The organism is uncultured Gardnerella sp. (genome assembly GCF_947280595.1).
Taxonomy (GTDB): Bacteria; Actinomycetota; Actinomycetes; order Actinomycetales; family Bifidobacteriaceae; genus Bifidobacterium; species Bifidobacterium vaginale_A.
Genome location: NZ_CAMYOS010000002.1, coordinates 147,876 through 168,802, shown reverse-complemented (window position 1 = coordinate 168,802; position 20,927 = coordinate 147,876). Strand labels below are relative to the sequence as shown.

The following is a 20,927-nucleotide window of genomic DNA, read 5'->3' as shown; positions in this document are numbered from 1 at the left end:
ATAATCGTCGTCGTCACATGAAGCACGGCTTCCGCGTTCGCATGCGTACGCGTGCTGGTCGCGCAGTAATCAATCGTCGTCGCGCTAAAGGTCGTAAGTCGCTGTCTGCCTGAGTTGAGATAGCGTCGTAAATATGGAAAGGCTGAAAAGCCATCGTGACTTTGTTGCGGTACTCAAAAAACGGCGCAAAGTGAGTTCGCGGGATATCGTCGCGCATTATTTGATGCGTGACGATACAACCGTATGTAGCGCACTTAATCAGGTAAATGATTTTACGAATAATGAAACCACGGGATTTGATAGTAGTCCCGCGGAATTTTTTGATACCTTAAAACAGCCTGAAAAGTCTTATAATTCCAACGATTCCGCGAAAAATTATTCTTTTGGAGTTAAGCACGCGGAAAAGGAAAAATGTAAAAGACTTGGTCTTGCAGTATCTAAATCAGTTGGCAAAGCAGTAGTGCGTAATTTAGTTAAAAGACGCTTTCGTGTGCTTGCAAGTAAATACGAATCTTTATTGCCTTGTTATTGTGATGTTGTGTTACGAGCAAAACCTAGTGCTGCAAATGCAACGTTTGCTTCATTGAATCAGCAAGTTGAAAAATTGTTTATCAATATAACCAATAATGCTAAGATTCATGAGCAAAAAAGCAACACATCTTTCAATCGCGAGATAGTGGATCAATCTAATGAACATAAAAGCGATGAATCTAGCGAATCTTTGTATGAAGATTTTAAGAAAGACTCATATGAAGATTTCACAAATGATTCTAAAAAATGTTCATACGATTTTTCACAAGATTCTCGCGAAGTAGATTCTCGTAATTCAAATAGTTCTGAAACAGAGTCTATATGATTGAAGAGGATTATTGCGATGAATAGATGTTGCTAAAAGTGTTGTTAAGAAGGTTGTTAAAAGTTTATTAGATTTTTCTAAAGACTTTTAAGATTTCATAAAGTTATACAATGCGAGGATTTTTAAAGAGGAAGGTGAAAGATATGTATAGCAAATCTGCTTTTGATAATAAAGCAAATAAAGCCAAATCGCATATTTCATGTTCCTCAATAATGATTAATTCTATTCGCTGGTATCAGAGAGTAATATCTTCCAATAATCCTGCATGCTGTCGCTACTACCCTACTTGTTCCAGATATGCAATTGAAGCTATTGAGCGTTATGGAGCATTTCGTGGCGGATTGTTAGCTTTTTTGAGATTATTAAGATGCCGACCATGGACTAGTTGTAGTATTGACGATGTTCCGCGAAAATATTCTATTTTTTATCGTTGTGCTTGGTCTAAAGCGCATGAAGAGCCACGGCTAACTCCCTTGGCTGAAGAAGACAAGGAAAACTAATGTTTAATCAAGATCATTTCGTACTTGATAATGGATTCTTCGGATGGTTTTATAAAATCCTAACGCCAGTTGAGTGGATTATGACTCAAATTATGGTGTTGTTCCACAAGTTCTTAACCCTTATAGGAATGAATGAAATAGGATTGTCTTGGGTGCTTTCAATAGTATTTTTGCTATTGGTTGTTCATGCATGCATTTTCCCTGCGTTTATTAAAAGCATTAAAGGAATGCGCCAAATGCAGGCTATTTCCCCTCAAATTAAGAAAATTCAGCAAAAATATAAAGGGAAAAATGATCCTGCAAGCAAAGAAGCTATGCAACGTGAGATGATGAAGCTTTATCAGGATAATAATGCTAATCCTGCTGGTTCTTGCTTACCTATGATGATTCAAGGTCCTGCTTTTATGAGTATGTGGTATACGCTTTCAGTAATTCCTTTTATTGCGAACGGTAAGCATGCTCCGCTTGGCGCTTTTGATGTTACAGTTGCAAAACAATTTGTAAAAACACATGTTTTTGGTGTAGGTCTTTCCGATACATTCATTACTGTTCAATTAACTGGTAAGATCATCATTGTTTTAGTTGTGATTCTTATGTGTGCTGCAATGTGGTACATGCAATTTAATAACGTTCGTAAAAATTTGCCTCCTGAAGCTAAGCAAGGCAGTCAATATACGATGCAGAAACTTATGATGTGGGGATTCCCTCTGATTTACGTTTTCTCTGCTTTTGCACTTCCATTTGCAATGTTGATATATTGGCTTGTAAACAATATTATGAATATGCTCCGCTCAATTTGGCAGGTTTATGCTTTCCCAACTCCTGGTTCTCCTGCAGCTAACGAAAAAGAAAAGCGAGATCACGATAAGGAAGTTAAGCGCAGAGAGCGTGAAGGATTGCCTACATTAGAAGAAGAAGCGTTGCAAAAAGCGCGTGAAGAAGCTGAAAGGCGAGAGGTTGAAGGTTTCCAAAGGAAACAGCCTCAACGCAAGCGTAAGCGCTCTTAATTTAAGTTTTTGAGTATAATGCGCGAGTTCGTAGAATCTTTGCTCGAGTATTGTATGAAATTTATAAGTAAAAATTCATAATTTAATAAATAATTATTACTTATTGTTTAAAGTGATATTACTGATATTGTTATGTTGCATTGTTATGTTGCATAAGATGCATAATCGTGCTGTTATGAGTGATAATACTGTTATAAGTGATAATGTAATTGTTAATGTGACGTTATTTTTTAAGTAGACTTATAAAAGCGATTTACAGTCGTGCTAAGGAGTGAGTATGGTACAGGAAGAAAGTAAAACAGTAGAGCAGCTCAATGAAGAAGCTGATATTGCTGCTGATTATTTAGAAGGATTACTTGATATTGCTGATTATGAAGGCGATATTGAGATGGGAGTTCGTAATAATCGCCCTATGATTCAGATTGTTGCAGATGATGATACTGACATTAAAAATTTGATTGGTCGTAATGGTGAAGTTGTTGATGCTTTACAACAGTTGAGCAGACTTGCTGTGCAACAGAAGACTGGTGAGCGCTCTCATCTAATTGTTGATGTTGATGGTTTCTTAAAGAGAAAACGCCAACATTTGCGAGATATGGCTTTAGATGCTGTTGATGAGGTTCGTGAAACTGGTGAATCTGTGAGCTTAAGACCTATGAATTCTTTTGAGCGTAAAGTTATACACGATACGGTTCGAGATGAGGGATTGCGTTCGCGTTCTCATGGTGAAGAACCTCGCAGATATGTGACTGTTTATATGCCTGCAAGTCTTTCTGAAGATGAAGATTCAGATAATTTCGATGAAGATGTTGAATACGTTGATGAGTAAAAATTTATTGTAAATAAATATAAAATAAGTCAGTAAAACGAAAGTTACACGATAAAACAAAAATGTTTTTGTTGTGTAACTTTTGCTGATATTTGAGCGATCATATAAAAGTTTTAAAATTTACAGTACTAAAGTGCTTAAGTTTTAAAGTTTTAAAGTGCTGAAATTTTAGAATATTAAAGTATAAAATATAAAAGTTGTGTGCAGTTATGGAAGATGGTTTGCGCGTGGAAAATTCTGAAGGCGTTGGCAGTAATGAAAACGCTAAAGATTCTGAAGGCGTTGTGAATGCTAGTCTTGAGAATACTTTCGATGAGAATATTCTAGATGAATTAGATTCTTCGCCATTATTATGTGAAGTGCTTGGTGATGCACTACCTAAATGCAGATTGTTTCATGTGAAACTTTGTAAAGAGGGGTTGATTCGCGGTTTAGTTGGACCACGCGATATGAGCATACTTTGGGAAAGGCACATATTAAATTCTGCTGCTGCAGTTCCGTTTATTGAAAAAATTGTTGAAAATAGTAAGCAAAAAAGAATTGCGGACGTTGGCAGTGGTGGCGGATTTCCAGGTTTGGTTATAGCTGCATGTTTGCCAGACGTAAATATAACTTTGATTGAGCCAATGGAAAGGCGCGTAGTTTGGTTAGAAGAATGCGTGTCTTTAATGGATCTTAAAAATGTGACTATTTTTCATGGTCGTTCTGATGAAGTTATTTCTCAAGTCAAAGAGCATAAGATTCAACCGTTTGATGCTGTAACATGCAGAGCAGTAGCGCCTATGACTAAGTTAGCTGGTTGGACAATACCTCTTTTACGCCAACATGGTAGTCTTGTTGCTCTTAAAGGCAAATCTGCTCAAGCTGAAATTGAAAAGGCTTCGAAAATGATTCGTAAAGCAGGTGGAGTGAATCCTCGTGTTGTTGAAGCTACTGTTGCACGCGGATTACAATCAACGACTGTTGTGATAGTCGATAAAGCCTAATTTTGTGAATAAAGTATAGGATTGTTTTACAAAATATGATTGTGTTTGTGAGGTGTGGGAATTGCTTACCTCACAGGAGCTTCAACTTTTTACGAATGTTTAAATGTTGTTGCTTGTGGTAGTGAAAGTTAGATTTTAGCTTACTTTAGTTTTATAAAGAGTTTGGATTAGGTGTAACTTCTTCAAGCACCGTTTCGCTTTTTATTGTTCGTTAAGTAATTTCCACATCTCACTAGTATGTAATCTATACTTTATTTGCTTAGTAAATAAATCTATAGTTTGTTTTACAAAATATGCTTTGCTATTAGTTAGGCAGAGATTTAAGATTTCTCGTTCATATGCGTGTATATCCATATGATAATGAGGTATGGGTGTTACTTGTCTCACAGACGTTACGCTCTTATGAGGTATATTGTCATTATGCTTGTGTTACTAGTATTTAGATTTTTAATTTAACTTTTTATTCCCAACAGGATTGGATTATGTTGGAATTTATTTAGAATCGCTTCACTTTTATATTGTTCGACCAAGCAACACCCACACCTCACTAGTACATGATGTGTATTTAACTTACTTCGTCAACAGGAATATAAGATTTTTACGTAATTGTTTTTTACTGTGTTTGTGAGGTGTGGGAATTGCTTACCTCACAGGAGCTTCAACTTTTTACGAATGTTTAAATGTTGTTGCTTGTGGTAGTGAAAGTTAGATTTTAGCTTACTTTAGTTTTGTGAAGAGTTTGGATTAGGTGTAACTTTTTTAAATACCGTTTCGCTTTTTATTGTTCGTTAAGTTTTTCCCGCACCTCACTAGTACATGATGTGCGCGAATTACATTGTGTTTGAAATTGCATATTAACAAAATCTGCTTGTTAATCCTGAAGATTATATGCGATTGAACGTTAGGAGCTGATCGCGATAGTATTCGTATTGTTTGCGTCTAGCTTCGATTTCTGCAGGCAAACTAACTTGCATCATCGTCAACCCACTCTATATCTTGTTCCACTTGCCAAAAGTCTTATCATTTCAAATTTTTGCATTAATAAATTCATCAACAGGATATTTTTTATTGTCACCTTTCCACGAATATTCTTTGCCATTTTCATGCATCTCATATAATTTCAAATCAAGATGATTTTCGTTAGACCATCCTTCTAGAAAATACAGTCTCCCTTTGTAACGGAACCAAAGTTCATCGCCATAATATATATGATCCACAAATTCTTGAACATTACCATTTTTCAATTTCAGGCACTCCTTTAAAGTATTTCTTATATTTTTCGTACTCTTCTTTTGCAATACGATGCGATTGAGGTATGTATATGCTCCTACAGATTTTGGAGGCTTTGAATCAGCTGAAAAACAAGAAGAACCCCCAGGTTTGAGCACTGTTAGTAGGCTTAGGGGGCTGCTATTACTTACGAGTTTAGCAGACATTTTTTACCTCCTCAATCTCTTCGCGCGTCTCACCAGAAATGTAATTTATGTAAATTGTAATACTAAATAAGCTTTTATAGTTTGTTTTACATAAATTGTGCATAACTGCATTACGCACGCTTGAAGTTCAGGAGTTGATCTCGATAGTATTCGTATTGCTTGCGTCTAGCTTCGATTTCTGCAGGCAAACCTTGAGTTAAATCATTACACAGAGCATCAAAGCGATCCAGAATTTGTACGATTTGATGCTGCACTTCAAGAGGTGGAATGGGGATTCCAAATTGCATTACAGCTTTCTTATCACCTCTGGGCATCTTTGCGCCTTTCGAATTGCGAACATCATATAAGAAAAACCGCTCAGAACTTAAAATATGGTATAAGAATCTAGGACTAATAACGTTTTTATCGTGAATGTGAATAACTAAAACATCACCGTTAGTTCCACCAACACAATCAGCAAACCATATTTTCTTAAGATATGGTCTTATATTGCCAATAAGTACATCGCCTATAGAAAAACAAATAGCTTTACTTTCTTTAGGTATAGAATTAGCACGCGTTTTTCCTTGCTTGTTTTGTAATAGATTTTCAACACCGACATAATTATTTTCATCAAGATTTTGCGAATCAATGCGATTTTTAGGATACGATGCAACTTCCTCTAAAGCCTTATACTCCACGCCAGTAGGACAGTAGCGTGAGATAAGCGAGTGTAAAGGATTGTTGTCGTCAAATGTAAGCAAAGCATTTCGATAATATTCGTATTGCTTTTTACGAGCTGTAAGCTCTGTTGTAAGATTCTCTGTAAGCTCTGTGAACGTGTCTAAAATCCGCACAATCTCCGCTTGCACGTCAAGCGGTGGAACAGGGATTTCAAAATCTTCTGTTACATGTAAAGAAATTTGCGGCAACGATCCCATTCCAGAAGCTGCATCACGAAAATATTGAATGTTGTTTTTTAATATGTAATACAGGAATTTTACGCTAATTTTACTATCTGAGGTATAAGCCCACATCTCATTTTTGAAAGTAAACGGTTTATCATAATAAACAGCGTCAATAACACCTCGAGATTGCACTAAGACTGCTGGAACTCTCGTAATATTCGCTTTAGGTATGTCTGATTCATGAGCATTAATAACAGTTTTACCGCCTGCAAATATCCTAATTTCACCATCTTCAGAATCTATTTCTTTCATCTTACTTGCTGTAATCGGAGTGCCTTTAATGCGAAGATATGCATCCTTAATCTTCTTATACTCCACACCGTTTGGGCACAATTCGGCAATTAGATCCTCAAGTTTGCTCATAAATCGCACCCTTTCAAAATAAGTTAAAATACTCAATGATTTAACTATATAACAGTGCTCTAAAATCAAAAACATTTTTTCAATGCGCAAGTTATGCGTAGATCATGTGCAAGTTGTATTTAAGTTCCACGTAATTTATATTTAAGTTTTTCGCAAGTGATGTTCTTCTCTCATTTTCAAATTTTATTTTCTAGGTCATAAACAAAATAAATCTTAAAGAATGCGTAAAAATACCTTGTTTCACGTGGAGCTGTTGTGTTTCACGTGAAAGTATTGAGAAAAATTGTTAGTTATTGTTTTGTCTAATTTTATTTTGTTTCATGTGAAAACAATTGCATTTTAATATATGAACATTTTGGAATTTCCCTTATTTTTCAAGGTTTTACAACAGTTGTTTGCGATGTTTCATTCGTTTTATTATGTAGATTTGTTGTGTTTCACATGAAACGATATTCGATTTTTACGTGTTTTATGTCCATAGAAGAATAGAAACTTAACACTACATGTTTGTAAAAAGAGGGTGGGGGTGATACGTAGTGGTTGAGTCTGCATCAGAAACAATTAAGCGTATTTTTGGAGATTCTGGATCTTCGCTTGGTAGCGAATTAGCAGACGTAGTTTCTCGATATCATGCGCTTGAAGGAGTAACGTACCCTCATCCTTCAAAAACTCGTTTTATTGCTGTTGCAAATCAAAAAGGCGGAGTTGGTAAAACAAGTTCAACTGTTAATCTTGCTGCTGCTATTGCCGTAGGTGGTTTACGCGTTCTTGTAATAGATATGGATCCTCAAGGTAATGCATCAACAGCGTTCAACATTCCTCATGCTTCAGGAGATGTTTCTGTATATGATGTTATTGAGGGGCGCAAGACTATTAGTGAAGTAAAGCAAACTTGTAAAGATGTTCCAGGTGTAGATGTAGTTCCTGCATCAATTGATCTAAGTGGCGCTGAATTAGAGCTTGCGGATATGGATAATCGCAATAATCTACTTAAAGATGCTCTTAGTGAATTCATGAAAAATAGTGAAGAACATTACGATTATGTATTTATTGATTGCCCACCTTCACTAGGATTGCTTGTTATAAATGCTATGTGCGCAGCACAAGAAATGCTTATTCCAATTCAAGCTGAATATTATGCTCTCGAAGGATTAGGGCAGTTGATTCGTACTATTGGATTGGTCCAGAAACATTACAATCCTGTTTTAGTGGTTTCTACAATGCTTGTGACAATGTTTGATAAGCGTACTCTGCTTGGTCGTGAAGTATATCAGGAAGTGAAAAATCATTATCCTAATATTGTTCTTAATACAACTATCCCTAGGACTGTGAAGATTTCTGAAGCTCCAAGTTTTGCTCAAACTGTTATTACATATGATTCACGTGGAACAGGCGCTGTTTCTTATCGTGAAGCTGCTTTAGAAATTGCGCAACGTTCAGAAACAGTATTGTCGGTTATCTCTGCAAAAGAAGAGGAGAATAATAAACGATGAGTGGCATGAAATCTCGTTTAGGTAAAGGATTAGGCGCATTATTCCCAGCATTGCCAGGTGAAGATGACTTAGTATCTCCTCAAGTGGAAAATCAAAATGTTTCTCGTGAAACAAACGATAACTCTTTATTAGATTCAAAGAAAGACTCTCGCAAAATAGGTGATTCTGATAGCAGTGTTCAAAACAGTGGGGAGAATGGGGAGAATACTGACGAAAAAGTTAATTTGAACGCAGATGTAGAGCAAAGTTATACAAAAAGTGAAAGCAATGCTCACATCTATTCATCTAAATTAAGCGTTTCACATGAAACTAAAGTTCCTAGTATGAATCGCTCTATTGCTCCTCACAGCGATGAATCGCGCAATATTGGATTTAATAATAATGAATCGACAATATTAAAAAATACTGTTCAAAGTAAAAAGAATTCTAAACCTTCTAAAAGATCTTCAATGCCATCTCTTGAAGATGTTACAAGACCTATTGATTTCTTCTTCGGAGATTCCGCTGAAAGAACATTTGTAAGTGATAAAAATAAGAGTGTTTCACATGAAACGAACAATAATTACAATGGTTCTGCTGAAGATAAAAATAATACAGAAACCGCGCAAAATCAAGGATTAAAGCCTGTTGAAGGTGGATATTTAGAGTATATTAAGCCTTCCGATATTGTTCCTAATGCGCAACAACCAAGATTGATTTTTGACGAAGATGAACTCAAAGAACTTGCTGCTTCTATCAAGGAAGTTGGAGTTCTTCAGCCTATTGTTGTGCGAAAAATAGAAGAAAGTGATTCTTCAAACAGTGAAATAAATGTAGTTTCACGTGAAAATAGCGAAAGCTTAGATAATTCTCAAAACAATGAATCATCTTCTAACTCTTCTTATAAAAATGAGTCAGCTCACTATGAGTTGATAATGGGTGAAAGGCGTTGGCGCGCTTCTCAATTAGCTGGTTTAGATGTTGTTCCTGCAATTGTTCGCACTACGCCTGATGAAAATATGCTCCGTGATGCCTTGCTGGAGAATTTGCACAGAGTCGCTTTGAATCCACTAGAAGAAGCAGCTGCTTATGCGCAAATGATTGATGATTTTGGCTTAACACAAGCTCAGCTTTCTCAATCCGTATCTAAATCTAGACCTCAAATTGCAAACACTTTGCGCTTACTTAATTTGCCAGCTTCCGTTCAAAAGCAAGTAGCTTCCGGATTGCTTTCTTCTGGTCATGCAAGAGCATTATTAGGTTTAGAGAGTCCTGAAGAAATGGAATCAGTAGCTCAGCGAATTATTGACGAAGGCTTATCTGTGAGAACTACTGAAGAAATTGTTTCACTAAAAGGAGTCGAAGCAGGTCGTAGATCTACACCGACTCGTAGAGCGCGTAATGATAGATGGTCTTCATCTCCTATTCGTAGCCAATTGGAAAAACATTTTTCTACGAAAGTTTCTATTAAAGGAACTCCTCAGCATGGGCATATTGAAATAGTATTTTCTTCTCCTGAAGATATGAAGAGAATCGTTCAAATGCTTATGCCAAATCAAGCAGAATAGACTCGCATAGAATCACTACGCTAAAGCAGATAAAGACGCAATAACGCAATAACGCAATAAAACGCGATTAGTTTTCATCTAATTCGTTTAAATATGCTTGTGCGTCAAGAGCTGCATGACATCCCATTCCAGCAGCTGATACAGCTTGACGGTATACGTTATCTACAACATCTCCTGCTGCAAATACTCCAGAAACTGAAGTCTTAGTTGAAGTGCCTTCTACTTTAATAGTTCCATCGCTATTAAGTTCCAAAGCTCCATTCAAGAATTCAGTCGAAGGAGTATGTCCAATAGCAACAAATATTCCAGATGCTTCGATTTCTTGAGTTTCGTTTGTTTTTACGTTTCTTACAGTAACAGATTGCGCATCTGAATTAGATCCATTTACAGATTCAACAACACTATCTAAAACAAACTTAATTTTTTCATTTTCTTTAGCGCGATCAACCATAATTTTCGAAGCGCGAAACTCATTACGTCTGTGAATCAAAGTAACGCAAGAGCCGAAACGAGTTAAGAATTGAGCTTCTTCAAAAGCGCTATCTCCTCCTCCAACAACAACAATTGGTTTACCGCGGAAGAAGAATCCATCGCAAGTAGCGCAATAAGATACTCCGCGTCCAGAGTATTGTTGCTCTCCTGGAACGCCCAATTTGCGCACTTGTGAGCCCGTAGAAACAATAACAGCGTGTGATTCGTATATTGAGCCATCGCTTAAAGTTACGCTTTTTATAGGCTTTAAAAAGTCTACGTTTGTGACATCGTCAAAAATAATTTCTGCACCGAATTTTTCTGCTTGTTTTTGCATTGCGTCCATAAGATCTGGACCTAAAACACCATCTGGAAATCCAGGGTAATTCTCTACTTCTGTGGTATTTACTAGTTGCCCACCAGGGGTAAGTGCTCCAGCTATAACTAACGGATTGTATCCTGCACGCCCTAAATAAATTGCAGCAGTGTATCCTGCAGGACCTGAGCCGATAATAATAACCTTGCGTAATTGCGCTTCCATATAAATTCCCCTTTATTCTAAACTTTAATAAATTCTTGCAGAATTTATGTATAAGCTGTTGTTCGGTAAACTATTTGCCGGAACCCAAAGTAGAAAGTCTTGAGCTTTAATTGGCTTATTGAATTTAACTTCAGTTGTGCCGCTTTCATCAAATGTAAATTCTGCAACCTGATCGCCTTTAGTAGGGTCATTCTTAGTGTTTGCAAAAAGATATCCATGACCGCCTGAAGAACGAATTGAGATAACAAATCTATACGCTTCCTGAGGCTGAGTCAAATGCATATAATATCCATATCCATTTTGATGAGATGGTTTGCTTAAGAACTGACGTATATCAATTTCAAAAGGAGTATTGTTTACAGGAATATTAGGCGCAGGAACAGCCTTAACAGTTTTATGACCTTCAGGTACTTTGTGTCCTTTAGCTTTTTCTTCTGGGAGGATTCCGCGACTTCCAAAAGGAACGTTATTTATATTTTCAGAATCCCACGGATTAGAATTGTTGAACGAAGATGATGATTCATGCGATGACAACAATCCATGTATTGCAAAGAATGATCCAACAATAATCAATAGCAGCATTATGCTAATTGCTATAAATTTAGTAGAAAGACCTACGAAAATCTTTGCATCTGCAATATCTTCACCGTTTTTGCGTATTTGCTGTTTTTTAATACTAGCTGCATGCTCTCTAGGCTCAAAACTTGGTGGAAGAGATGAAAGTGAAGAAACTGTATGCAAATCCATATCTGTATCTTCAAGTTCTTCTTCACGCAAAGCGCGCGCTGATTCTTCGCCAGGAGCTATAAAACGACTTTGATTATCTACAACAGGTACGCGCCCTGTAAACTCTGATTCCTCACTTAAGAATGCGTTTGCACGGGCTATAGGCTCTGTGTGGCGCGAGTTTTGAATAAGCAAATCCTCAAAATCAAAAGTGGACGAAGCTATTACTGGAATGTGATCGAATGTTTCGCCTTCTTCGTTAGAAGATTGTGCATTCGCGTTCTCAGAATCGCTAAAGTTCTCAGAATCATATGAATTGTTAGAGATAGAAGAATCATACAAGTCGGAATCATCGGATTTCGACTTCAAACGACTTTTATTTCTAGAAATATTGCTTATATTCTGCTTGGAATTATTCGAGCGATTATTTAATGAACTATTAGAATTATTATCTTCTAAGTTTTTTTCTGAATTATCTTGAGCTATTTCATCATCATTTTTTATAACATGTATATTTCGTTCAGACATAGGGAAAATAGAATCGTCTGCATCTAATTCAGTTGGAGCAAGTATATTAGCCATTTCTGCAGCAGCAATATCATGAAAATCTATATCTACATTTGTGTTTGTGTTTTCAAGTTCTGATGAATCAATATTATTTTCATCGCTATTATAATTTTCGTATTTTTCTTTAGACTTATTTTTAGAATTTTTACGAGAATTGCGCTTGAATAGTGTTCCAAGTGTTTTGCCAGCTTTTCGTATGCTTGTGCTTGCAGCAGCAAATCCAGAAATAGACATATTTGTCGCGCTAGTTTCGCTTGACGCAACTGGTGCAACGGATGAAGCAGCTTGTGATGATTTGATGATGCTGCTGGCAAAAGATAAAGCTCCAATAGCAGCTTTTGCTCCTTTAGCTGCTTTAGTCCCAATAGCTCCAATAGCAGTATTTTTATCGGCTTTAGTTACTTTATTTACGTTTGAAGCTTGTAAGTCAGATGAGTTCTTCCCGTTTTTAGAAGAATTGTATGCACTCTCAGCGTTTTTTTGCTTGTTGTCAGATGATGTCGAAGAACTACTAGATATTTGTGAAGATTCATCTTTTAGCATAGATGGAATATCGTTCTCATCCTTACTTAAATCTTTACGTGAATTCTCATTTAAATCGTCATTTGTTTCATTTCGTGAAGAATCGCGTAAATCTGATGAAAAATCATAATTTAATAAATCAGGATTTTCTGCTTGTTGTATAGCAGAATTAAAGCCATCGTTAAACTGATCTTCACTTTGTACAAGATCTTCAGGGAAAGGCAATATAGAATTCTTATCTTCTGCTTTCAATTCAATCAAGCTAACTGAAGCAGCTCCTTCTAACCTTGGAAGCAAGATATCTTGAGCACGAAGCGATCTAAGTGGCGTGTATTTACCTAATAGCGCAGAAAGCTCAGCAATAGATGCCATTGGTATTATATTAGGATTTTTATTTGAATCTGCTACTTGTGATTCGCATAATCCACGTTTACAGATCATACGAAATTCTGAAGGAACATTTTCGCTAATGCGTGATAATGAAAAATCGTGTAAGTTCTTTGAAATAGTGCGTGTGAGAAGAGAGTAAAGCAATGCAGATAATTGTCTTGTTGCAATTCGCTCATAGGATTCTTGAGATGGCGAAGACTTTTCTAAATCTTTGGAAGAGGTATCATCCTTAGCATTATTCAGTAAAGTTAAGTCTTCAATCATTGGGCTAATTGGAGTATCTGCTAGCTCAATGCCATTTGTTGTAATACGAACTGTATCTGTTGAAATTGCGTGATGTGTAATGCCATTAGCGATCATTTTACTTACAATTCCAGCTGTTTCTGCAACAATAGTTCGTATTGCCTCGTAGCTAAGAGGATTGATAGGACTTATTGGCTTAGATTGTCTTCTTTCTTTTGAATTATTGTCTGCAAGATAATCACTTATGCTTAATCCGGAATCTAAAGCTGTAATAATAATTGAGATATCGTCAATATGCTGTAATTGCAGTACTTGTGTGAACTTGCGGCTACGCGCTAAAGCGAGGGTTGATGCAATAGTGTTCACATCTGTTAGGAATCTGGAATCGCGTACGATGAAAAGTTGGCAATCGCGTTCCAAAATATTGTCGCTAGCTTGCCAAACTTGGAGTTCCTCTTCGTTACGCAATGGGGATACTAGCGCATAACGATTGAGAATTATATCTCCTAAACGAGGTTTCATCTATTCCTCTTCCTAATTGTCAAAATAGTAAATTCATATGCTATTACCAATATTCTAGTGGTACTTATGTCATATGCGCGTCATACTTTTTGTGGATATTGTAAATATTTTCTTATATGACGTATTTGTAGTCAAAGTAAACTATTTTTTACGAGTTGATGTAACAATTCGCGGCTTACGATGATTCTTTTGATTATTGGAAGAGGTGCGTAAATATGATTTTTTATTTTCTATATTTGCGCCTGTGAAAGCTTTTTCGTCATTGCTTTTGTCACTAGTTTCATCAAGAGCAATTTCAGTGCTATCGGCATTTTTGTTAGCTTTACTAATAACTTTTTGAACAAATTTTAATGAAGATAGTGCAGGAATTTTTGTTGCAACTTTCAATACAAACGAATTGTATAAAGTAGTTAATTCTTGAGTTTTAAGTAAAACAAGAGTACCAACGTATGAAACAATAATAATAACAGTTAAAATAACGCAAACTAAAATTGCGCGAATCCATCTTACTGCTCCGTGAAGTTGAGGCATTTCAACGTTAATTATTTTCATAACAGGTATGCGAGCTAATAGTGTTATGCAAATTGAAACAGCAGTAGCGATAGCAATTTTAATATGCGTAGATAAAAGTCTTGAATCGTCTAAATTATTATTGAAGCGTCTTCTTAGCATCCATATAAGAGCAGGGAATGTGAGCAAAAATTCTATAGTTACTGACGAGCTTAAAACAGCTACCCATTGTGTTGGAGGGAAGAATTGTATGCAAACAATAAGTACTACTAACTCTGTTACAACTCCAGCTAAAGTAAATATGAATGGCTGCTTACCGTCTTCAAAAGCGTAGAAAGTGCGCTGAATAATCAAATACGCACTAGCAAATGGCAGGCTAAAAGAAAGTAGCATTAAAGGAGTAGACATGAAATAAGCTTCTTTAAGGCTAATCGATGGTAATAAAGCTAAAGAAATTGGCGTTGGCATTGTTACGAACGCTATGAGGAAGAAACACATAAGTATGCTTACGTGCCTTAAAGAATCACTTAAATCTTGCCGTGCTATAGCTATATTATGCGTTGCAACAGCCTTTGAAATTTTCGGGAAAATTGCAGTTGCTACCGATACTGCTATCAGCGAGTAAGGAAGTAAGTAAATCGTATATGCGTTTTGGAATGTTGCGTTACCTGCTACGTCAAATTGGTTAATTCCCATAGTTGTTTCGGCAAGTTGAGGGGCACTAGTAATTGTGTGTGTTGTAACCATAACAGACAATTGATTTACTATGACAATCCCTATGCTCCATGCTGCAACAGGTCCCATAGAACGCAATCCAATACCCTTTATACCCCAGCTAGGTTTATATACGATTCCGATTTTTGTAAGAGGTATAAAAAGTAGTAATGCTTGAATTGCAACTCCTAAAGTCCAGAATCCTGCAGTTAGTAAAAGCCTGCTATTGCTCCAGAACGATAACGGTTGAGTTGTGACTCTGCCGAAAAGAGCTATAAAAGTGCCAAATCCAATGCAACTTACAATGTTTGCTGCAACTGAGCTCCACGCGTACATGGCAAATTTGCCTTTTGCGGCAAGAATCTGCCCTAAAACTGTATATAATCCATAGAAAAATATCTGTGGTATGCACCATAAAGTGAAAGCGTTAGTTAGAGCTAACATTTCTGGTCCACCGCCTGCATAAAGCCATGTTATTACAGGAGTTGAAACACCCATTAGAAGTGTGACTGCTAATAGCATTGTTATAGCAAAAGTAATTAGCTTGTTAAGTCTATCTTTTGCATCTTTCTTCTCAAGAGTGCGTACGATTTGCGGTACTAGTACAGCGTTAAAAATACCTCCAGAAACGAGCGCATATATGAGTTGAGGGATAGTTGATCCAGCTTGATAAGCATTAGCAGCTAGTCCTGTTGTGCCTAGTGCTGCTGCAAGTAGGATTGTGCGAATTTGACCTGTGATTCTAGAAGCCGCAGTGCCACTTGCCATAATCATTGAATTGCGACCTACTGAACTCATTCGTCTGGATCCTTTTTACGATGGAATTGTCTGTAAAGCCCCCATATGCCGAGAGCGAAAGCAAATATTATGATAATCGTACCGCTTTTATCGCTAATTTGCAGTGTGCTAGTAATAGTAGTTGAGTTAGTTGTTGAAAAAGTGTGATGTTGCCTATCTTCTAGCCTAAACAAAGCCTTTACTTGTGCTGATGTAGTAACGCGTACAGGTAAAGTCACTTGAATTTCACTGTCTGCTGGAATGCTCACTATTTGTGTTCTACCCAAAACAATTTCCATAGATTTAGTTGTTGCAGTGAGATATACGCGAATAGGGTATGGATGTGCGTTGCTGATTGTTACAGGCAAGGATGCTGTTTCGCTAAATACTGTTATGTGTGGCGGAGGAACTATGCGAATTCCAGATAATAAGCTATTTACGAGAGTTTGAGTTGTGAATTTTTGTGTTGCGCTCGCATTGTTTGTAGGTTGTTGTGGTTTTTTGTTTTTGCTTTGAGAAGCGTTTGATTTTGGTTCGTTAGCTTGTGTTGTGTTTGATTGTGGTTTGTTAGTTTTTTCTTCGTTGGTTTTTTCTTCGTTGCTTTGATTTGCTATTGAACTGAATGAAGACGAATGTGTTTTTGCATCAAAATACGGTTTTCCGTCATAATGGAGTATCTCTTTGAATGCCATCGAATCGAAAATATCAATAAGCTTTTTGCTCCATATTTTTGAGTTACTTGTTTTGCTCAGAGCACCCATTTTCGCATGCTGTTTTGCTAAAGATTGAGCATCTCCAGCATCACTTTTTTCCTTTTGAATTGCATTATTATCTAAAATGTCATTCGTAAAACTTATTAAATTCTCTCGAGATTTTGCTAATTCGCGTAATTTATCATTTCTTGATTTTGCACTCTCGCTGCTTAGACCGCTATTGAGTGGAATAACCTTTCTTGAATTTTCGTTATTAAAAGGTTCAGATGAAGTTAATGATTGAAGATTTTTTAGATCGATCCAAGGCGATTTTTCGAGAGCGTTCATCACATTGTCGATTGATTTTGCGCTTGTATTTGTTGCAAAAGTTATAAGAAGATTTCTAGAAGCATACGGTTGCTCCATTTGATAAAAAGCACTTTGTGCAACTAATCTACTTATGCGTCCTGCTTCAGTGGATTCTGCTGATGCATAATCGCTACTAGCTTGCCCATTAGCTAAGTGTGTTAATACATTTTGAGAAGCAAGAACGTTGATTTCTCCAGAATTTGTTTGTATGTTATACACGCCTGTATTTGTTGCAAAACGATTTGCATTAGGGTCGAATCCGTGTGTTGCAATAACAGTGTTGTATCCGCTATTTTTAGCTTGTACGAGCGCGTTAAGAGTCCACTTACCATTCGTTTGCCATGCGAATACAGGAGTTTTTCCGTTTACACACTCGCTATCATTTTGAGAAAGTTTTTGTGAAGTATCTAGTGATGAATATATTGAACAAGTTTCTTTGAGCGACCATTCATTTGGAGTGATTCCAGCAGATTTATAAAGTTCAAAATTAGAATCATCCGCATAAGAACTTATATCAAAACCTGCTTTTTGCATGAATGCACTAGGCCTATAAAGTATTCTTGCTGCTTTTAGCGTGTAAGGGTCAGCTATAGTTTGCAAAAGATTATGTTTTTCTGCAAGATCAACTTGTTTAGTAATGCGATTTTGTTCGTTGTTATTCAGCGATACTTTCGCGCGTATGTTATATGGGAAGCTAATAATTTTTTCTTTTTTTAACGTATTTTTCTTATTAAGTTTTTTTGTGTTATTTGAATTATTCGAATTATTTGCTTGAGCTGCGGAATCGCTGGTTTTTCCGTGATTGTTGCTGTTTTCCCCAGAATGTTGTGAATTAGTTTTACTACTATTTTTTGGATTATTTTGTGCATTATTAGGATGATTATTATTTACAATTTCGTCTGACTGTTGAGTGTCAATAGTTGTTCTCCAAGAATCAGGATTTGCAAGTATTGGCATAATAGCAGTCATGCCGATAGGAGGAGTATTGGTATTAGAAAGACCATCGTTAGAACGAGTTAAGAAAGTTTGCACAGAAATGATGTGGCTTTCGTCTGTTGAAGTGTATAAAACTAATAAAGGCTTTGGACCCCATTGCTTTATGGTTGCAAGATTAGGCGAGTCTGAGGGAACATCTACGTTAACAATTCGACTACTTTTAGCAGCCATGGTATCTACTTGCGATTTTCCAAGTAATTGCCGTGTGGGTATGTGTGATTCTCCTTCTGCCCATTTTTGTATATCTGTTCTAGACGTGAAAGTGTAATAAGGATTTACGAATACGCTTATAGTTCCTTCCGGAAGTGTTTGATTTTTAGCAGTGTTTATAGATATTGATAAATGATATCCGCTTTTATCTGTAACTATTGCAGTAGAATCAGTTATTTTTAACGAAAGACCTTTGCTAAGAGGATTAACGTGTTTATAAGCGTGTTTTTTTGGATTTGCTATTAAATGTTTTTTATGTAATTCTTCAGCTTTAGCAACGTTTGAGGAGTTAAAACTGAAGAATAGTGAGCTTGCAACACATGCTATGCATAATGCGAAACACAAAATCACTATGCACGCATTATTGTAAAAACGTTTAAGTGAAGTTGTTTTATTATTCGCAATTTTCATATCTGTTAGACCGCCTGTTTGACTTTCTAGCATACAGCCACGCTATTTTGCGTTCGTTAGGATAACTAAGAATATTATTAAGCTCGGAAAAATCAACCCAACGAGCTTCTTCAGCTTCATGATCGGGATCTCCTAATACTGATATTTCGCCGCTTAAATATCTTAAAGCAAAATGGTGAACTAATTTATGCACTCGTTGGCTTGTGCCTGTAAACCAATAATCAATAGTTGCGATTGATTCCACAATTTCACCTAATATGCCTGTTTCTTCGTGTATTTCTCTTACGGCAGTCTGTTGTGGTGTTTCGCCTTTTTCTATATGTCCTTTTGGTAAGCACCATTCCAGGTGTCCACTACGTGAATATCTAGCAATAATTGCGACACGCCCGAGCGAGTCAAAAACAAGTCCTCCAGCAGAATATTCGCGTACTATTGGCAAATCCTGTGTGTCTAAAGAAGCGAAAGTTTTTGGCACTTCTGCATTTCTACGCTGTGGCATTATTGCAGGAGAAGGTGCAAAAGAAATCTGCTCATTGATGAAAGATTCTTCTATGTGAATTACGTTTTCTTCAACGTCTTCACCTGACGAAAATACAGGTATATCAATGAAAATAGAGGATTCTTCGCTTGTGATTTTTTGTTTATGAGATGATATTCTCTTAGCTAAATCGAGTGGGGTTATAGACGCTTTAGCACGTGTTTGGGTATGGTTATTCGAAGCTCTGGCGAGCATGCGTCTTAAGTCTTCGGGAGTAACCATACAATCCACCATACTCAATCCGCTGTGCATTGGGGTAACTGTATGCTGGAAATAGGTTTGTTGTTACGCTGAAAGGGTGTCGCGTAGAGTGTCTGGAAATTTTGAAGTTTGGCCTGAAGCCATAGAATTGGGACGTTTGTTTGCTGAGCGCAATTATGAGCTTGCGTTAGTAGGTGGACCAGTGCGAGATATGTTATTGCATAGGACTTCGCATGATCTTGATTTTTGCACTTCTGCCAAGCCGGAAGAATTTGAGCCGATTTTGCGTCATTGGGGACATGACGGATTTTGGGATATGGGTAGGAAGTTTGGCACTTTAGGAGCTGTTAGACGTCGAAAAGATGGCACAGAGGTAAAAGTTGAAGTTACAACGTATCGTTCAGACGTTTATAATCCTGATTCTCGTAAGCCGGAAGTTCAATACGGAGATACTTTAGAAGGCGATCTTTCTCGTAGAGATTTTACTGTAAATGCAATGGCATTAAGGGTTCCAGATATGGAATTTGTAGATCCTTTTGCAGGCGCAAATGATTTAGCAAAAGGTGTTTTACGTACTCCTGTAGATCCGCGTCAGTCTTTTGACGATGACCCTCTTCGCATGATGCGTGCAGTGAGATTTGTAGCGCAACTTGGTTTTACTATTGAAGCGCGAACGGCTGAAGCGATTTCAGATATGTCAAGTCGTTTGAATATTGTTTCTGCAGAACGCATTAGAGATGAGCTTCAAAAAATGTTGCTTTCTGAACGTCCTCGTAAAGGCGTAGAAGCTCTTGTTGATTCTGGGCTTGCGCAATACGTTTTGCCTGAAATTCCAGCATTGCGTTTAGAAATAGATGAGCATCATCGCCATAAGGATGTTTTTGAACATACGATGATGGTTCTTGAGCGTGCGATTGCTTTAGAAACAGATGAAAACGGCGCTGTGCCTGCTCCTGATTTGACTCTTCGTCTGGCTGCTCTTTTACACGATATTGGTAAGCCACGTACGCGTAAGTTTGAAGAGGGTGGGAAAGTGAGTTTCCACCATCATGATGTTGTTGGCGCAAAAATGACTGTTAAAAGACTTAAAGCTTTACATTGCGATCACCGTCTTATTGAGGATGTTAGCGAATTAGTGAATCTTCATTTGCGATTCCATGGTTACGTAGATGAGCCTTGGACGGATTCTGCAGTAAGGCGATATGTTAAAGATTCAGGTCATTTATATGAGAGATTGAATCGTTTAACAAGAGCTGATGCTACTACGCAGAATCGCCGTAAATCCTTAATGTTTGAACATGCTATGGATGAGATGGAAGAGCGAGTAAAAGAGCTTAAGAAGCAGGAAGATTTGAATGCTATTCGTCCAGATTTGGATGGAAATGAAATTATGGATTTGCTTAATGTAAAGCCTGGACCTGTAGTAGGAGCAGCTTATAAGCATATGCTTAATTATCGTTTAGATTATGGTCCAGTTGAGCATGATGAAGCTGTAGCAGAGTTGATGCGTTGGTATGAAAACGAATATTGCAAAGTTTCTTCCAAATAGTATCTAAAAGAAAT

General features: G+C 37.0%; 16 protein-coding genes. 9 read left to right on the top strand and 7 right to left on the bottom strand.

Annotated elements, in window-relative coordinates; genetic code table 11:
- From rpmH to rsmG, 6 genes are all read left to right on the top strand, one after another.
- On the top strand, positions 1 to 113 hold a 113-nt coding region (rpmH, locus tag Q0X59_RS01555; RefSeq protein WP_297642707.1), incomplete at its 5' end, for a 50S ribosomal protein L34.
- A gap of 20 nt (positions 114 to 133) precedes the next feature.
- Entirely contained in the window at positions 134 to 856 is a 723-nt protein-coding gene (rnpA, locus tag Q0X59_RS01550) for a ribonuclease P protein component (RefSeq protein ID WP_297642688.1), read from the top strand.
- 212 nt (positions 857 to 1,068) lie between these two features.
- On the top strand, positions 1,069 to 1,356 hold the full coding sequence (gene yidD / locus Q0X59_RS01545) for a membrane protein insertion efficiency factor YidD (RefSeq protein WP_075523681.1): 288 nt from the start codon (positions 1,069 to 1,071) through the stop codon (positions 1,354 to 1,356).
- A complete protein-coding gene (gene yidC, locus Q0X59_RS01540; RefSeq protein ID WP_297642685.1) occupies positions 1,356 to 2,363 on the top strand; it encodes a membrane protein insertase YidC in 1,008 nt (335 codons plus the stop codon). The genes yidD and yidC overlap by 1 nt, the downstream gene beginning before the upstream one ends.
- 277 nt (positions 2,364 to 2,640) lie before the next feature.
- Complete coding sequence (locus Q0X59_RS01535) at positions 2,641 to 3,192, top strand: R3H domain-containing nucleic acid-binding protein (protein WP_075523608.1); 552 nt, start codon at positions 2,641 to 2,643, stop codon at positions 3,190 to 3,192.
- A 284-nt stretch (positions 3,193 to 3,476) separates the two neighbouring features.
- Positions 3,477 to 4,178 carry a 16S rRNA (guanine(527)-N(7))-methyltransferase RsmG gene (rsmG, locus tag Q0X59_RS01530; protein WP_297642705.1) on the top strand — a complete coding sequence of 234 codons (702 nt, stop codon included), beginning with the start codon at positions 3,477 to 3,479 and terminating at the stop codon, positions 4,176 to 4,178.
- A 1,025-nt stretch (positions 4,179 to 5,203) separates the two neighbouring features.
- On the opposite strand, the gene Q0X59_RS01525 is transcribed toward rsmG, so the two are convergent.
- On the bottom strand, positions 5,204 to 5,614 hold the full coding sequence (locus tag Q0X59_RS01525; protein ID WP_297642683.1) for a hypothetical protein: 411 nt from the start codon (positions 5,612 to 5,614) through the stop codon (positions 5,204 to 5,206).
- Positions 5,615 to 5,724: 110 nt separating this feature from the next.
- The gene (locus tag Q0X59_RS01520) at positions 5,725 to 6,924 is read right to left on the bottom strand and encodes a restriction endonuclease subunit S (RefSeq protein WP_297642681.1); all 1,200 of its coding nucleotides are present in this window, start codon (positions 6,922 to 6,924) and stop codon (positions 5,725 to 5,727) included.
- A 536-nt stretch (positions 6,925 to 7,460) separates the two neighbouring features.
- Here Q0X59_RS01520 and Q0X59_RS01515 point away from each other — a divergent pair.
- Both Q0X59_RS01515 and Q0X59_RS01510 read left to right on the top strand, forming a co-directional pair.
- Complete coding sequence (locus Q0X59_RS01515) at positions 7,461 to 8,417, top strand: ParA family protein (protein WP_075523605.1); 957 nt, start codon at positions 7,461 to 7,463, stop codon at positions 8,415 to 8,417.
- Entirely contained in the window at positions 8,414 to 9,964 is a 1,551-nt protein-coding gene (locus Q0X59_RS01510; protein ID WP_297642678.1) for a ParB/RepB/Spo0J family partition protein, read from the top strand. Before Q0X59_RS01515 ends, Q0X59_RS01510 begins: the two co-directional genes overlap by 4 nt.
- 67 nt (positions 9,965 to 10,031) lie before the next feature.
- Here the strand turns inward: Q0X59_RS01510 and trxB are convergent, their stop codons facing one another.
- From trxB to Q0X59_RS01485, 5 genes are all read right to left on the bottom strand, one after another.
- Positions 10,032 to 10,976: a thioredoxin-disulfide reductase gene (trxB, locus tag Q0X59_RS01505; RefSeq protein WP_297642676.1), complete on the bottom strand. Its 945-nt coding sequence runs from the start codon at positions 10,974 to 10,976 to the stop codon at positions 10,032 to 10,034.
- Positions 10,977 to 11,000: 24 nt separating this feature from the next.
- Positions 11,001 to 13,946, bottom strand: coding sequence for a kinase (locus tag Q0X59_RS01500; protein ID WP_297642674.1), 2,946 nt, complete (start codon positions 13,944 to 13,946; stop codon positions 11,001 to 11,003).
- Between the two features lie 141 nt (positions 13,947 to 14,087).
- Complete coding sequence (gene murJ / locus Q0X59_RS01495; RefSeq protein ID WP_297642672.1) at positions 14,088 to 15,968, bottom strand: murein biosynthesis integral membrane protein MurJ; 1,881 nt, start codon at positions 15,966 to 15,968, stop codon at positions 14,088 to 14,090.
- Complete coding sequence (locus Q0X59_RS01490) at positions 15,965 to 18,658, bottom strand: DUF6049 family protein (RefSeq protein ID WP_297642670.1); 2,694 nt, start codon at positions 18,656 to 18,658, stop codon at positions 15,965 to 15,967. Before Q0X59_RS01490 ends, murJ begins: the two co-directional genes overlap by 4 nt.
- Positions 18,609 to 19,385 (bottom strand): NUDIX hydrolase, encoded by a 777-nt coding sequence (locus Q0X59_RS01485; protein ID WP_297642668.1) that lies wholly within the window; start codon positions 19,383 to 19,385, stop codon positions 18,609 to 18,611. The genes Q0X59_RS01490 and Q0X59_RS01485 overlap by 50 nt, the downstream gene beginning before the upstream one ends.
- An 88-nt stretch (positions 19,386 to 19,473) precedes the next feature.
- Between Q0X59_RS01485 and Q0X59_RS01480 the strand changes: the two genes are divergently transcribed.
- Complete coding sequence (locus tag Q0X59_RS01480; RefSeq protein ID WP_297642665.1) at positions 19,474 to 20,913, top strand: CCA tRNA nucleotidyltransferase; 1,440 nt, start codon at positions 19,474 to 19,476, stop codon at positions 20,911 to 20,913.
- Positions 20,914 to 20,927: the final 14 nt, after the last annotated feature.